This is a genomic window from Brevundimonas diminuta 3F5N (assembly GCF_900163625.1).
GTDB classification, from domain to species: domain Bacteria; phylum Pseudomonadota; class Alphaproteobacteria; order Caulobacterales; family Caulobacteraceae; genus Brevundimonas; species Brevundimonas diminuta_A.
In genome coordinates, this window is sequence record NZ_FUIE01000016.1 from 58881 (window position 1) to 72584 (window position 13704).

The window sequence follows — 13704 nt, forward strand, 5'->3', positions numbered from 1 at the left end:
CCGTCGAACCCTTCGGAGCGCCGCATGAACATCACCTATCGCATCGTCCAGCACGACGGCGGCTGGGCCTACAAGCTCGGCGACAGCTATTCCGAGACCTTCGCCAACCACGCGGCCGCGCTGGCGGCGGCCACGGCCGCGGCGCGCGAGCAGCGCGTGCCGGACCGCACCTCCTGGATCGAATATGAGGACGCCTCGGGCCAGTGGGTCACTGAGCGCGCCGACGGCCACGACCGCCCGACCACGGCCGTCGAGGACTGAGCCTCAGCCCTTCAGGGCCTCGGCGTAGATGTCCGGCTTAAAGCCCAGCAGCGTCCGCCCGTCGCCGAGGTCCAGCACCGGCCGCTTGATCATCGACGGCTGGGCCAGCATCAGATCCACCGCCTTGGCGGCGTCGATGTCGGCCTTGTCGGTGTCCGACAGCTTGCGGAAGGTCGTGCCCGCGCGGTTCAGCACCTTCTCCCAGCCATGTTCGGCGACCCAGCGCTCCACATCGGCGCGGTTCGCCCCTGCGGCCTTGTAGTCATGGAAGTCATAGGCCACGCCGTTCTGATCCAGCCAGACGCGCGCCTTCTTCATCGTGTCGCAGGCCTTGATGCCATACAGGGTGCGGGTCATGGGCGAACTCCAAGCGTGACGAACAGCTGGGGTCTGGCATCGAAGCGCGGAGGGGTCAATTTGGAGCGCGTGAACAGGTCGGCTTTCGATCATGGCAGACCTACTCAAGGTCTGTTCGTCGCCATACTTCCCATCCGACCCACGCTAGGGCCGCGCCCATACCGGCGGCCGGGCCAAAGAGAAGTAGTGGGCTCAAGTTCTGCAACAGCGTGTTTGGCGCGTTGTCCGAATAGGTCGCCATCACCGCCCATGCGCCCCACGCGGCAATGCCCCCCGCCGAAGTTATGGCCACGCCTCCGATGATCGCGACTACACCTGCTACGCGCCTCACGATTATGTCCCAACCCTCTAACATCGCGCCGTCTACTTCCGATCTGACATCCATTTAAGCGTCAGAAGCGCAGCCCCGGCGACGAGGCCCACAGACGCGCCCAGACCCACAAAGGTCGAAACCTCCATAATGCCCGGCGCGAGTTGTTTGGCCGTCACATCAAACGGCAAGCGCTGGATGGTTTGCGCCATGTGAAAGCTGTTCATCGCGCCAACCAGCAAGCCCGCCATCGGTCCGCCGATCAGGATGATCGAAATGACGCGCTTCCATGGCCCGGATTTCGTCTCATCCCTCACCGCCAACAGCACTGAGAGACAAACGACGGGAACAGCCGCAAGCAGGGCGATCAGCAGAACCTTCTGCGGAACCGCCGCATTGAGAAATATGCTCTGAAAGTCTGCCTCAACCATCGTATCAGTCCGTCAGCTTGGCCGTAAACGCAGGATGAGCACGATAGTCGGCACTATGAAAGCCGCATCACCAATCCAGCCAGGCGCGCGCATCCTTCATCGTGTCGCAGGCCTTGAGGCCAAACAGGTGCGGGTCGTGGGCGAACCCCAAGCGTGACAGAGCCGAGTCTTGCAGGGAAGCGCGGAAAGGTCGACCCTGGCCCTGTCGTGCAGCCTATTGGTTTTGAACAGACCGGCGACTTTTCACGAAACGACCAACCAAAACGGCCCCAAACACGGTCAGAACGCACATGGGGAGCAGCCACGGCTGAAAGCGTTCGCCATTGCTCGCGAAGTAGTAGATCGCACCAACCACTACCGTAGCAAAAGTCCATATCCCGAGAGCTAAATATGCAGCTACTGTTGGGAGATCCTTCTCAGCCTTCATCAGCGCACCTACTTTTTCTTCTTTATAGAAACGCGAACGCTACCATGTCTACACTGCCCATGCTGACTACGGAGCAAGCCTATCAGGCGATGTTCGCTTTCATAGAAGCATACTGGAAGCGCGGCGGGCGCACTGACGACCAAGTCGCTCAACTTCTGTCGTGGATGCAGGGTGAGAGCGGCCAAACTGCTGACCCGGCTATGTGGGCAGATTGGCTTGATGCGATAGGCTCAATCTCTGAGTTTCAGTTCCCCGAGCTGTGAAGCCTTAATGCGACCGGGTGCGCTTCACAGCACCTCCAGCACCGCCTCCACCGGCCGCCCGATCGCCGCGCCCTTGGGCGTCTCGACGACGGGGCGTTCGACGATGACCGGGCTCTCGATCATGGCGGCCAGGACCGTCGCGTCGTCCGCGTCGGCGGCCAGAAGTTCGGCGGCCTTCGCCTCCTTCTTCCGCAACAGGCCCTTCAGCCCGCCGCCCGTCCCGCGCGCCAGACGGTGCAGCGTCTCGGCGTCCCAGCCGGTCTTCAGATACTCGACCACCGTCGGCTCGATCCCGCGTTCGCGCAGCAGCTCCAGCGCCTTGCGCGAGGTCGAGCATTTCGGGTTGTGGTAAAGAGTGACGGTCATGATCAGAAGCTCCGTTTCAGCCGGCTCAACATCAGGCCGCCGCGCACGGCGGCCGCATACAGAAAACCTGTCGCCAGCATGATGATCCACTGCACGATGGCGAGAGGCCCATACAACTGGCCCGCATTTTCGCCCAGCAGGGCGAAACCGTTGACCACGCTGACCAGGCTGTAGGCCAGCAACGCCAGCATGAGGGCCGGGATCACCCAGGTCATCTTGCGCCACTGCACCACGGCCAGCACCAGATAGACCGCCGACATGACAACGACGCCCCCGACCATAACCGGCGCCATGGCGGTCATGACGCCCTCGAACATCGCCTGATCGCTGGGCGGAACGGCGCCGCCCTCCATCATCAATGCGGCTGACTGCCCCATTTTTTCAGACACAGTCGGCAGACCGGCCAGACCTTGAACGGCGCCGACGGCCAGGGCGGCCGCGCCGACACGCGCCGCCCTCTGCGCCTCGGCCATGCCGCGCGGCGGCGTGAAAGGATTGGCCGCACGCAGCCACAGTTTCATGTTCTGGCTCACTTCACCCCCCTTTTTGTCGTGCGCTCAGGCCCTGGTCGCCGGCGCGAACCGCGCCATGCCCGCCGCCCCGCGCAGGCCGCCGATGTGCAGCAGCAGGCACAGCACCATGCCGGCCCCCGCCACGCCGACGCTCCAGCCCGGCAGACCCGGCGCGGCCGGCGACGCTCCGACCATCAGGCTGACCGACATCGCGCTCAGTTCATAAAGCGCCCAGGCCAGGCCGAAGACCGGCAGGATGCGGTTCGGACGGCGCCACTGCAGCAGGCCCAGCACGACGGCCACGGCCGAAAAGACCACGGCGAACCCCGTCGTCGCCCCGCGGAACTGTGCCTGTTCGGGCGCGCTCAGGAACCAGACCAGCCCCGCCTGCATCAGGCCCACGCCCGCCCAGATCCAGAAGGCCCAGGCGCTGCCGCGCGCCAGCGCCGTCGCCGTCTCGGCCGAATCGACCGGGGCGAAGGGTTGGGGCGGTGCGATCCGACGGTTCATGCGCGACTCCCTGACTGAGGCGGCGAAACTATCCTGCTCAAGGCCGAAATCCCAAGTGCGTGAGAGAGATATCGCCCCGCCTTCACCTTTTTCCTCGCCCCGTCTAGGGTCGCCGCCATGCGGATCGAACCTCAAGATCAGGCCGTGCTCGACCACGTCGCGGCCCGTGGCGACGCCATTGTCCAGCGCGCCGTCGACTGGTCCAACATCAACTCAGGCAGCCGCCACGCCGAAGGGCTGGCGCGGGTTCTCGACGTTCTGGACGCCACGGCGCGCGCCGCCTTCGCGCAGGCGACGGTCGAGCGCGTGCCGACCCAAGGCTCCACCACCGTCGCCGACAGCGGCGCGGTGATCGCCGAAAGCTACGCCGACTGCCTGAAGATCACCGCTCGCCCCGAAGCCCCGCTTCAGGTCGTGCTGACCGGCCATTACGACACCGTCTTTCCCGCCGACAGCGCCTTCCAGCGCGTCGTCACGCGCGACGACGGCGCCCTGAACGGGCCAGGCGTCGCCGACATGAAGGGCGGGATCAGCGTCATGCTGGCCGCGCTCGAGGCCTTTGAATCCCACCCTCTCCGCCAGAATGTCGGCTGGACCGTCCTCCTGTCCCCCGACGAAGAGATCGGCTCGCCCGCCTCGGCCCCCCTGTTGGCGGAGCTGGGCGCGCGCGGCCACGTCGGCCTGACCTATGAACCCGCCCTGTCCGACGGCACGCTGGCGGGCGAGCGTAAGGGCAGCGGCAACTTCCACCTGATCGTCACCGGCAAGGCCGCCCACGCGGGCCGCGCCTTCCACGAGGGCGCCAACGCCGTCGCGGGCGCCGCCATCATCGCCGCCCGCCTGCACGGCCTGAACGGCCAGCGTGAGGGCGTCACGGTCAATGTCGCCAAGATCGCCGGCGGCGGCCCCCTGAACGTCGTGGCCGACAACGCCGTGGTCCGCTTCAACGTTCGCGTGCCAGACGCCCAGAGCGCCGCCTGGATCGACGAGACGGTGCGCGCCCTCGCCGCCGAGCCACCCTTCCCCGGCCTGACGTTGGACCTGCACGGCGGCATGACCCGCGCGCCCAAGCCGATGGACGCATCGCAGACCGCCCTGTTCCACGCTGTGCGCGACGCCGGCGACCTGCTGGGCCAGACCATCGCCTGGAAGCCCTCCGGCGGCGTCTGCGAGGGCAACAACCTGCACGCCGCGGGCCTGCCCAACGTCGACACCCTGGGCGTCGTCGGCGGCGAGATCCATTCGGATCAGGAGTTCGCCTGGCCCGCCAGCTTCGTCGAACGGGCGCAGCTGTCGGCCCTGATCCTGTGCAAGATCGCCTCGGGCGAGATCGACGCCCTCAAACTGAAACAGCTCCGACTGGAGACGATGTAACCGCATGCTCGTTGTTCGCCCCGCCGGCCCCGCCGACCTTCATCACCTGCTCGAACTGGCCATCCTGTCCGGCCCCGGCTTCACCAGCCTGCCGGAAGACGCCGATGTCCTCAGCGAGCGCCTGGAACTGAGCCAGGCCAGCTTCGAAGGCCGCATTCCGCCGCAGGAAGCCTGGTACACCCTGATGCTGGAAGACGGCGACACGGGCGACATCGACGGCGTCGGCTCGGTCAAGGCGACCGTGGGACTGAAGCGCCCCTTCTTCAGCTTCCGCGTGGTCAACAACACGGTCCAGTCGCCCTCGTTGGGCATCAAGCTGAACCATCAGACCCTGGTCCTGGTCAACGAATGCACCGGCTGGACCGAGGTGGGCTCCCTGTTCCTCAAGGCCGACCGTCGCAAGGGCGGCGCCGGGCGTCTGCTCAGCCAGTCGCGTTACATGCTGATCGGGGCGCAGCCCGACCTGTTCGCCGACAACGTCCTGGCCGAACTGCGCGGCGTCTTCACCCCCGACGGCTACTGCCCCTTCTGGGACCATGTGGCGCACAAGTTCTTCCCGATGGACTTCGACGACGCCGACCGCATGAGCGGCTCGACCGACAAGCAGTTCATTCTCGACCTGGCGCCGCGCCACCCCATCTACATCGACCTGCTGCCCGAACCGGCCCGCGCCGTGATCGGCAAGGTCCACCCGCAGGGCGTGCCCGCCATGGCCCTGCTGGAATCCGAGGGCTTCCGTCCCAACGGCCTGGTCGACATCTTCGACGCCGGTCCGACCGTGGCCTGCGGTCGCGACAACATCCGCACCGTCCGCGACGCCCGCGTCCTTACCGCCCGCATCGAGAAGGAGGTCGAGGTCGAACTGCCCAGCCTCGTCTCGACTGACAGCGTCGCCGCCTTCCGCGCCGTCCGCGCCCGCGTCCTGGTGGACGGCGACGTGGTCCGCATGCCCCCCGACGTCGCCGCCGCCCTGAAGATCAAGGACGGCGCTGTCGTCCGCGTGAAATCCTGAACCGAGTACCCGCCATGACCCGTTTCAACTCCACCAACCCCGCCACCGGCGAAACCGTCTGGGAAGGCGAAGCCGCCTCCATCGAACAGGTCGGCGCCGCCGTCGAGGCCGCCCGCGCCGCCTTCCCCGACTGGGCCGACCGCCCGCGAGGTGATCGCATCGACGCTGTGAAACGCTATCAGGCCATCCTGAAAGAGCGCGCCCCCGAAATGGCCGAGGCCATCAGCCGCGAAACCGGCAAGGCCCTGTGGGAGACAAAAACCGAACTGGCCTCGATGGCCGGCAAGGTCGACATCTCGATCCGCGCCTATGACGAGCGCACCGGTGAGCGCAGCAGCGAGACCGCCTTCGGTCGCGCCACCCTGCGCCACCGCCCGCATGGCGTCTCGGCGGTGCTCGGCCCGTTCAACTTCCCCGGCCACCTGCCCAACGGCCACATCGTCCCGGCCCTGCTGGCGGGCGACACGGTCGTGTTCAAACCGTCCGAGGAAACGCCCCTGACCGGCCAGCTGATGGCCGAATGCCTGGACGCCGCCGACCTGCCCAAGGGCGTGTTCAACATGGTGCAAGGCGGACGCGACACCGGCGCAGCCCTGCTGGACCAGCCCATCGACGCCCTGATGTTCACCGGCTCGGGCGCGGCGGGCGCGCACTTCCGTCGCAAGTTCGCCGATGACCCCCACGTCATCCTGGCGCTGGAGCTGGGCGGCAACAACCCGCTGGTCGTCTGGGACGCCGCCGACGCCGAGGCTGTCGCAGGCATCGTGGTCCAGTCCGCCTTCGTCACCACCGGCCAGCGCTGCTCCTGCGCCCGCCGCCTGATCGTGCCGGAAGGCGCCCAGGGCGACGCCATCGTCGAGGCCGTCGCCGCCATGTCCGATCGCCTGAACTTCGCCCACTGGGACAGCGATCCCGAGCCCTACGCCGGGCCGCTGATCTCGGAGAAGGCCGCCAGCGCCGCCCTCGCCGCCCTGCAACAACGCATCGACGCGGGCGCGCGCGTGGTCCGCGCCTCTGGCCCTGTCGACAACCTGCCGGGCGCCTTCGTGAAGCCTGCGATCATCGACGTCACCGGCGTCGCGGTCGAGGATGAGGAAATGTTCGCCCCCTTCCTGCAGGTGCTGCGCGTCCCGAGCTTCGACGCCGCCATCGCCGCCGCCAACGCCACCAAATACGGCCTGTCCGCCGGTCTGGTCAGCGACGATGCGAAGAACTGGGATCGCTTCATCAACCGCATCCGCGCGGGCGTGGTGAACTTCAACCGCCCGACCACGGGCGCGGCGGGCGACATGCCCTTCGGCGGCCTGGGCGCCAGCGGCAACCACCGACCCAGCGCCTATTACGCCGCCGACTACTGCGCCTATCCGGTCGCCAGCTTCGAGGCCGGCGCGGTCAAGAACATCGAAAGCGAGATCAAGGGCTTGCGCGCATGACTTCCGCTGTCGAGGCCAATGCCGACGGCCTGATCGGGCCGACGCACTCCTACGCCGGGCTGTCGCCGGGCAATCTGGCGTCCAGCCTGAACAAGGGCGAGGCGTCGAACCCGCGCGCGGCCGTGCTGCAAGGCCTCGACAAGATGAAGACCCTGGCCGACCTGGGCCTGCCCCAGTTCGTCCTGCCTCCGCACGAGCGGCCGAACATCCCCTTCCTGCGCGACCTCGGCTTCTCGGGCTCCGACGCCCAGGTGCTGGAGCGCGCATGGAAGGACGCGCCGTCGTTCGCCGCCGCCGCCTGTTCGGCCTCGCCCATGTGGGCCGCCAACGCCGCGACGGTGACGCCCAGCGCCGACGCCGCCGACGGTCGCGTTCACTTCACCCCCGCCAACCTGATCACCAACCTGCACCGCAGCCTGGAGCACGATCAGACCAGGCGCGCGCTGGACGCCCTCTTCCCCGACGCGACCCGCTTCGCCGTCCACGACGCCCTGCCCTCGGTCGCCCATCTGGCGGACGAAGGGGCGGCCAACCACGTCCGCCTGTGCCGCGATCACGGCGAGGCGGGCGTCAATCTGATGGTCTGGGGCCGCGAGGCCTGGGAGCATTGGGACGGCCCCTACCCCGCCCGCCAGACGCGCGAGGCGTCCGAGGCGATCATGCGCCGCCACGAAGCGACCGGCGCCGTCCTGGCCCGTCAGGGCAAGGCCGCCATCGCGGGCGGCACCTTCCACAACGACGTGGTCTGCGTCGGCGCCCTGGACACCCTCTTCTTCCACGAGTTGGCGTTCGAGGACACGGCCGCGACCAAGGCCGCCATCCGCGCCGCCGCCGACGGCTTCGAGCCGCAGTTCGTCGAGGTTTCGGCCGCCGACCTGCCGCTGGCCGACGCCATCAGCTCCTACCTGTTCAACTCCATGCTGATCCGGGTTCCGGGGCAGGACCGCCTGACCCTGATCTGCCCGACCGAGACGCGCGACAACCCGCGCAGCCATGCGGTCGCGCAAAGCCTCGCCGCCTCCAACGGCCCGATCGGCCATGTCGAATACGTCGACGTGCGCCAGTCGATGCGCAACGGCGGCGGTCCGGCCTGCCTGCGCCTGCGCGTCGTACTGACCGAGGCCGAGCTGGCGGCGACCAACCCGGCCATGCGCCTGACCGACGCCCTGCACGCCCGCCTGTCCGACTGGGGCCGCCGCTGGTATCGCGACAGCCTGACCGCGCGAGACCTGGCCGACCCCGCCCTGCTGGACGAGACGCGCGGCGCGCTCGACGCGCTGACGCAGATCCTGAATCTGGGCGGCGGCTTCTATCCCTTCCAGCGCGTCTGACCCGGAACTCCGGCATGTCGCGCGCCCGCAATCCCTGGCTGATCACGGGCGGCGTCTTGAGCCTTCTGGCCGCCGTCCTGCACCTCGCAGTGATCGTCATCGGGCCGGACGGCTACCGCTTCTTCGGCGCGGACGAACAGATGGCGCGCATGGCCGAGGCGGGGCATTGGTATCCGCCGCTCGTCACGACGGGGATAGCGACGATTCTGGCGGTCTGGGCCGCCTACGCCTTCTCCGGCGCAGGCCTCCTTCCCCGGCTTCCGCTGCTGAGAACAGGGCTGATCCTCATCAGCCTCATCTACCTGGCGCGCGGCCTGGTGCTGGTCCCGGCCGTGATCCTGAACCCCCAGGGCCCGGCGGGGATCACCCCCTTCATCTGGTGGAGCTCGCTGATCGTCCTCGCCTATGGCGTCGCCTACGCCGTCGGAACCTGGACCGCCTGGCCGCGGCTGAGCCGCCGTTAGGCAGGACCATCGGCCGCAGCACTCGTCACGCTGTGGTCAAGCCGCCGTCATCGGACCGTAATGCGCCGCTCGTAAGCACGGGGCATGATCGCTTCACGCCGCGCCTTCATGGCCTCCGCCGCCGCCCTCGCCCTGTCGGGCTACGCCAAACGCGCCCACGCCGTGGCCGCCGAACCGGGCGGCTTCGTCGACGGCCCTTCGCGCAACGAGGTGTTCGGCTACGGCCCGATGAAGGCCGACCCCTACGGCCTGCTGGACCTGCCCGAGGGCTTCTCCTACCGCGTGGCGTCCCAGGCCGGCGAGACGATGGCCGACGGCCTGCTGACCCCCGACAAGTTCGACGGCATGGGCTGTTTCGGGCTGGACGAGGACCGGGTGATCCTGGTCCGCAACCACGAGGTCAATCCGCTGGAGTTCAACGCCAGCGCCTGGGGCGCCAACCACCGTCTGGTCGGCGACCTGGACCGCGCCCGCGTTTACGGCGTCTATCCCGATACGGACGGCGCACTGGCCCCGCTGGGCGGCGGAACGACCACCGTCCTCTACAACCTCAAGACCGGCCGCACCGAGCGCCAGCACCTCAGCCTGGGCGGCACGGCGGTCAACTGCGCCGGGGGCGTCACCCCCTGGGGCTCGTGGCTCAGCTGCGAGGAGATCGTCGCCGGGACGAAGGACGGCCTGCCCCAGGACCACGGCTGGGTGTTCGAGGTGCCCTCGCTCGCCACTGGCCTGGTCGATCCGACGCCGATCCGCGCCATGGGCCGCTTCAAGCACGAAGCCGCCTGCATCGATCCGCGCACCGGCGTCGTCTACATGACCGAGGACACGGGCGAGAGCCTCTTCTACCGCTACCTGCCGACTGACCCGCGCCGCCTGCACGCCGGCGGCCGCCTTCAGGCCCTGGCCCTCGTCGATCAGGCGCGCGGCGACACCCGCAACTGGAACGACATCCTCTGGCGTCAGGGCCAGCGCCTGGCCGTGCGCTGGGTCGACCTTGATCACGTCGAAAGCCCTGACGGCGACCTGGCCCAGCGCGGTCACGCCTCGGGCGCGGCTGTCTTCGCGCGCGGCGAAGGCGTCCACTGGGCGGGCGATCACCTCTATTTCACCTGCACCTCGGGCGGCGTCGGCCGCCACGGCCAGATCATGCGCTACGTCCCCAGCCCGCGCGAGGGCCAGTCGGACGAGGCGAGCCAGCCGGGCATGCTGGAGCTGTTCGTCGAGGCGGGCGACCGCGCCGTGCTGGACTATGTCGACAACATCGCCATCGCTCCGAACGGTCATGTCATCGGCTGCGAGGACAAGCAGGTCGGCACCCAGCATGTGAAGGGCGTCACCCCCGACGGCCGCGTCTACGCCATCGCCCGCAACGCCATGCGCCACGACGCCGATGAGTCGAACACCGAGTTCGCGGGCGTCTGCTGGGCCCCGAACGGCCGGACCATGTTCGTGAACCTGTACTCGCCCGGCATGACCCTGGCCGTCACCGGCCCGTGGGAGCGGTTCAGGGTCTAGATTCCCGCCCCTACACCTCGTCACCTTCGGGCTTGTCCCGAGGGTGAGGGAAAAGAAGGGTGTGTCAGCGCGTCCTCACCTTCCAAACGCTGGAAATTCCCGGCGTCGGCGCACGCGGACCCGCGCTTTCACACCCGCGCCCAGACGCATGTCATCATCCCTCCCCCCGCGAAACCGCAGAGGAGAGATTCAGACGATTCAGACGAATTGGACTCTGTTTTTTCTCCCTCCCCTTCATGAGGAGGGAGAAGGCGCGTCGCCTAGGCCGCGAACCGCCCGCCCTTGGCGGCGTAGGCCTGGGTGCCGCGCGTGAAGACGTCATCCGTCGGCAGGACGGCCTCGATCGGCAGGGCCTCGGCGCCCTTCAGCCGCTCATAGACAGGGCCGAAGTCCTGCAACGTGACCGTCTTCAGCGCCTCGATGCTGTCGATGACGAAATAGACCTGCTGGAAGTCGTCGATCCGATAGAGAGTCTTCATCACCCGCTCCAGGTCGAAGCCCAGACGGTTCGGCGAAGGGTCTTCCAGGCTGAAGACGCTCTCGGTGGCCGAAGAGACGATGCCCGCGCCATAGATGCGAAGGCCGCTCGCCTCCTGCATCAGGCCGAACTCGACCGTGTACCAGTACAGGCGCGCCAGGTTCGGCAGCATCCCCAGCGACGCCGCCCGCTGCCCGCCCTTGCCGTAGGCTTCCATATAGGCGGCGAAGTCAGGGTCGGTCAGCATCGGGACGTGGCCGAACACGTCGTGGAAGATGTCCGGTTCCTGCAGGTAGTCCAACTGGTCCGGCTTGCGGATGAACTGGCCCGAGACGAAGCGGCGGTTGGCCAGGTGGTCGAAGAAGACCTCGTCCGGCACCAGCCCCGGCACGCAGACCACGGTCCAGCCGGTCAGGGCCTGAAGCTTGGGATTGATGACCTCGAAGTCGGGGATGCCGCCCGCATTCAGGTCCAGCGCGTCCAGGCCGCGCATGAAGGCTTCGCACGCCCGGCCCGGCAGGATCTTCATCTGCCGCTCGTACAGGGTGTTCCAGGTCTGGTGCTCGACCTCGGTATAGGCCGACCAGTTCTGAGGGATGGTCCAGTCGGCGGCGGCGCCTTCCGGCGGCTGCTCGAAAACGTGCTCGAAGTCGGACATGGGGACGCTCCTCACGGCTCTGATGGCCTTTCGGGGCAGATTAGCGCGCCAACTCGCCCGCGTCACGCACGACCGTTTCAGGGATGGAATGACCTCCGCCCAAAAGAAAACGGGCCGGAGGTTTCCCTCCGACCCGCTTCGCTTTGAAAGCTGTCTCTGGTCCAGCCGGATCGGCGAACCAGAGGCCAGATCCGAAATCTTACTTGATTTCGACCTTGGCGCCGGCTTCTTCCAGCTTCTTCTTCAGCTCTTCAGCGACTTGCTTCGAGACGTTCTCGACGACCGGCTGCGGAGCGCCTTCGACCAGGTCCTTGGCTTCCTTCAGACCCAGGTCGGTGCGGACGCCACGGACTTCCTTGATGACGTTGATCTTCTTGTCGCCGCCGTCAACCAGGACAACGGTGAACTCGGTTTGCTCTTCAGCGGCTTCAGCCGGAGCAGCGCCACCGGCGACAGCAGCGACGGCGACCGGAGCAGCAGCCGAGACGCCCCACTTGTCTTCCAGCAGCTTCGACAGTTCAGCGGCTTCCAGGACGGTCAGGGCCGACAGTTCTTCAACGATTTTGGCGAGATCAGCCATTTTAGTCTTCCTTCGGTAGGATGAGGTTCAGAGAGATATGCAGAGATGACGGGGCTTAGGCGGCGTCTTTGGTCGCGTACGCGTTGAAGACGCGCGCCAGTTGGCCGGCCGGCGCCTGCAGGACGCCAGCAACCTTGGTCGCCGGGGCTTGCAGCAGGCCGATGAGCTTGCCGCGCAGTTGGTCCAGCGACGGCAGCTTGGACAGGGCCTCGACGCCCTTGGCGTCCAGAACCTTGTCGCCCATGAAACCGCCCATGATAGCGAACTTGTCGTTACCCTTGGCGAATTCGGCCGTGACCTTGGCGGCGGTGACGGGATCAGCGGCGTAAGCAATGCCCACGGGGCCCTTGAACAGGCTGTGGTACTCGCTGCCTTCCTCGACGCCCAGCGCCTTGAGCGCCAGACGGTTCTTCACCACCTTGAACGCGCCGCCTTCTTTACGAAGGCGACCACGCAGGTCTTCCATCTCCACAACGGTCAGACCCAGGTTGTGGGTCACGACCACGGCGCCCGCGTCGGCGAACACGCTCTTCAGCGATTCGATCGACTCGGCTTTTTGTGCGCGGTCCATTGTGGTCTCCAGTTTTGGTATTCGCCGCCGAGCTTATTCCCAGCGACGGATTGGCCATTGCGCCATGCATTGCTGCACAGCGTTCAAGCCGGTCGTATTGTCCGAAGGAAGCGTGGCCCGCCCGCCGGATACCGGCAGGCAAAAGGTCTTTGCATCCCCATCTCCCCACGGCGCCAGAGGGCTCTCTGGACGATTATGACGCGGGCGACCCCCGCATCCCGAAGTTCTCGGACAGGCATCGTCAGAACCGAGACCCTGACGAGATGCGGGCTCTATACACGGCCCGGCGGGAAAATCAACGCTTGGCGGGTTTGGCGGCGCCCGTCGCTTCTTGCTCCATGGCCCCGCAGTCGAAGGCGCCGCAGAACTTGGTCATCAGATCCTGCAGATAGGACATCTGGAAGCTCTCCATGGCTTGACTCATGGCGCCGCCCATCTCCAGTTGCTTGGCGGCGATCGCGCGTCCCTGGGGCGTGTCGTAGAAACCGATCAAAGCCTCCAATTCGGCCTCGGTGAAGCGCGTCTGGATGTCGTCGCTCAAGCTGCGGATCAGTTCATCCATATGGGGCTGCATGATAGTGACGGTATTGGCGCGGAACCAGGCAAGCTGTTCGGCCGGCAGGTTATCGGCCATGGCCGTGATCTCGTCATCGATCAGTTTCTGCACGACCTTGTCGATGCCGCCCGTGGTCAATTCCAGATAGCGACGGGTCAGGGCCGCGCGGTTGTCCGAAACCTGCACCGACGCCTTGGCCTGTCCCTCGAGCGACGTATGCGCCTGGGCGGGCGCCGAGATGGTCATCCCCGTCACGACAAGGGCAAAACAGGCGGCGGACAGAGCGGACGACATC

General features: G+C 67.0%; 16 protein-coding genes. 7 read left to right on the forward strand and 9 right to left on the reverse strand.

Annotation, left to right across the window (positions count from 1 at the left end):
• The first annotated feature begins 24 nt into the window (after window positions 1–24).
• On the forward strand, window positions 25–261 hold the full coding sequence (locus FM111_RS02930; RefSeq protein ID WP_087139238.1) for a DUF2188 domain-containing protein: 237 nt from the start codon (window positions 25–27) through the stop codon (window positions 259–261).
• Between the two features lie 3 nt (window positions 262–264).
• Here FM111_RS02930 and FM111_RS02935 read toward each other — a convergent pair whose 3' ends face one another.
• The 5 genes from FM111_RS02935 to FM111_RS02960 form a co-directional block, all read right to left on the reverse strand.
• Window positions 265–618, reverse strand: a complete 354-nt coding sequence (locus FM111_RS02935) for an ArsC family reductase (RefSeq protein ID WP_087139239.1) — start codon at window positions 616–618, stop codon at window positions 265–267.
• Window positions 619–981: 363 nt separating this feature from the next.
• Window positions 982–1359: a hypothetical protein gene (locus tag FM111_RS02940; RefSeq protein WP_087139240.1), complete on the reverse strand. Its 378-nt coding sequence runs from the start codon at window positions 1357–1359 to the stop codon at window positions 982–984.
• A gap of 714 nt (window positions 1360–2073) precedes the next feature.
• Entirely contained in the window at window positions 2074–2415 is a 342-nt protein-coding gene (locus tag FM111_RS02950; RefSeq protein ID WP_087139242.1) for an ArsC/Spx/MgsR family protein, read from the reverse strand.
• Between the two features lie 2 nt (window positions 2416–2417).
• Window positions 2418–2936, reverse strand: a complete 519-nt coding sequence (locus FM111_RS02955) for a hypothetical protein (RefSeq protein ID WP_143276036.1) — start codon at window positions 2934–2936, stop codon at window positions 2418–2420.
• Between the two features lie 36 nt (window positions 2937–2972).
• Window positions 2973–3437, reverse strand: coding sequence for a hypothetical protein (locus tag FM111_RS02960; RefSeq protein WP_087139244.1), 465 nt, complete (start codon window positions 3435–3437; stop codon window positions 2973–2975).
• Window positions 3438–3554: 117 nt separating this feature from the next.
• Between FM111_RS02960 and FM111_RS02965 the strand changes: the two genes are divergently transcribed.
• From FM111_RS02965 to FM111_RS02990, 6 genes are all read left to right on the forward strand, one after another.
• On the forward strand, window positions 3555–4811 hold the full coding sequence (locus tag FM111_RS02965; protein ID WP_087139245.1) for a hydrolase: 1257 nt from the start codon (window positions 3555–3557) through the stop codon (window positions 4809–4811).
• A gap of 4 nt (window positions 4812–4815) precedes the next feature.
• The gene (locus FM111_RS02970) at window positions 4816–5823 is read left to right on the forward strand and encodes an arginine N-succinyltransferase (protein WP_087139246.1); all 1008 of its coding nucleotides are present in this window, start codon (window positions 4816–4818) and stop codon (window positions 5821–5823) included.
• Between the two features lie 14 nt (window positions 5824–5837).
• Entirely contained in the window at window positions 5838–7256 is a 1419-nt protein-coding gene (gene astD / locus FM111_RS02975) for a succinylglutamate-semialdehyde dehydrogenase (RefSeq protein ID WP_087139247.1), read from the forward strand.
• The gene (astB, locus tag FM111_RS02980) at window positions 7253–8587 is read left to right on the forward strand and encodes an N-succinylarginine dihydrolase (RefSeq protein ID WP_087139248.1); all 1335 of its coding nucleotides are present in this window, start codon (window positions 7253–7255) and stop codon (window positions 8585–8587) included. Before astD ends, astB begins: the two co-directional genes overlap by 4 nt.
• Before the next feature lie 14 nt (window positions 8588–8601).
• Complete coding sequence (locus tag FM111_RS02985; protein ID WP_087139249.1) at window positions 8602–9051, forward strand: hypothetical protein; 450 nt, start codon at window positions 8602–8604, stop codon at window positions 9049–9051.
• Between the two features lie 84 nt (window positions 9052–9135).
• Entirely contained in the window at window positions 9136–10566 is a 1431-nt protein-coding gene (locus FM111_RS02990) for an alkaline phosphatase PhoX (protein WP_087139250.1), read from the forward strand.
• Window positions 10567–10826: 260 nt separating this feature from the next.
• Here the strand turns inward: FM111_RS02990 and phhA are convergent, their stop codons facing one another.
• From phhA to FM111_RS03010, 4 genes are all read right to left on the reverse strand, one after another.
• Entirely contained in the window at window positions 10827–11702 is an 876-nt protein-coding gene (gene phhA, locus FM111_RS02995) for a phenylalanine 4-monooxygenase (RefSeq protein ID WP_087139251.1), read from the reverse strand.
• Between the two features lie 199 nt (window positions 11703–11901).
• Window positions 11902–12282, reverse strand: a complete 381-nt coding sequence (gene rplL, locus FM111_RS03000) for a 50S ribosomal protein L7/L12 (protein WP_087139252.1) — start codon at window positions 12280–12282, stop codon at window positions 11902–11904.
• Window positions 12283–12337: 55 nt separating this feature from the next.
• A complete protein-coding gene (gene rplJ / locus FM111_RS03005; RefSeq protein ID WP_087139253.1) occupies window positions 12338–12853 on the reverse strand; it encodes a 50S ribosomal protein L10 in 516 nt (171 codons plus the stop codon).
• Window positions 12854–13148: 295 nt separating this feature from the next.
• Window positions 13149–13703 (reverse strand): DUF2059 domain-containing protein, encoded by a 555-nt coding sequence (locus tag FM111_RS03010; RefSeq protein WP_179205004.1) that lies wholly within the window; start codon window positions 13701–13703, stop codon window positions 13149–13151.
• Window position 13704: the final 1 nt, after the last annotated feature.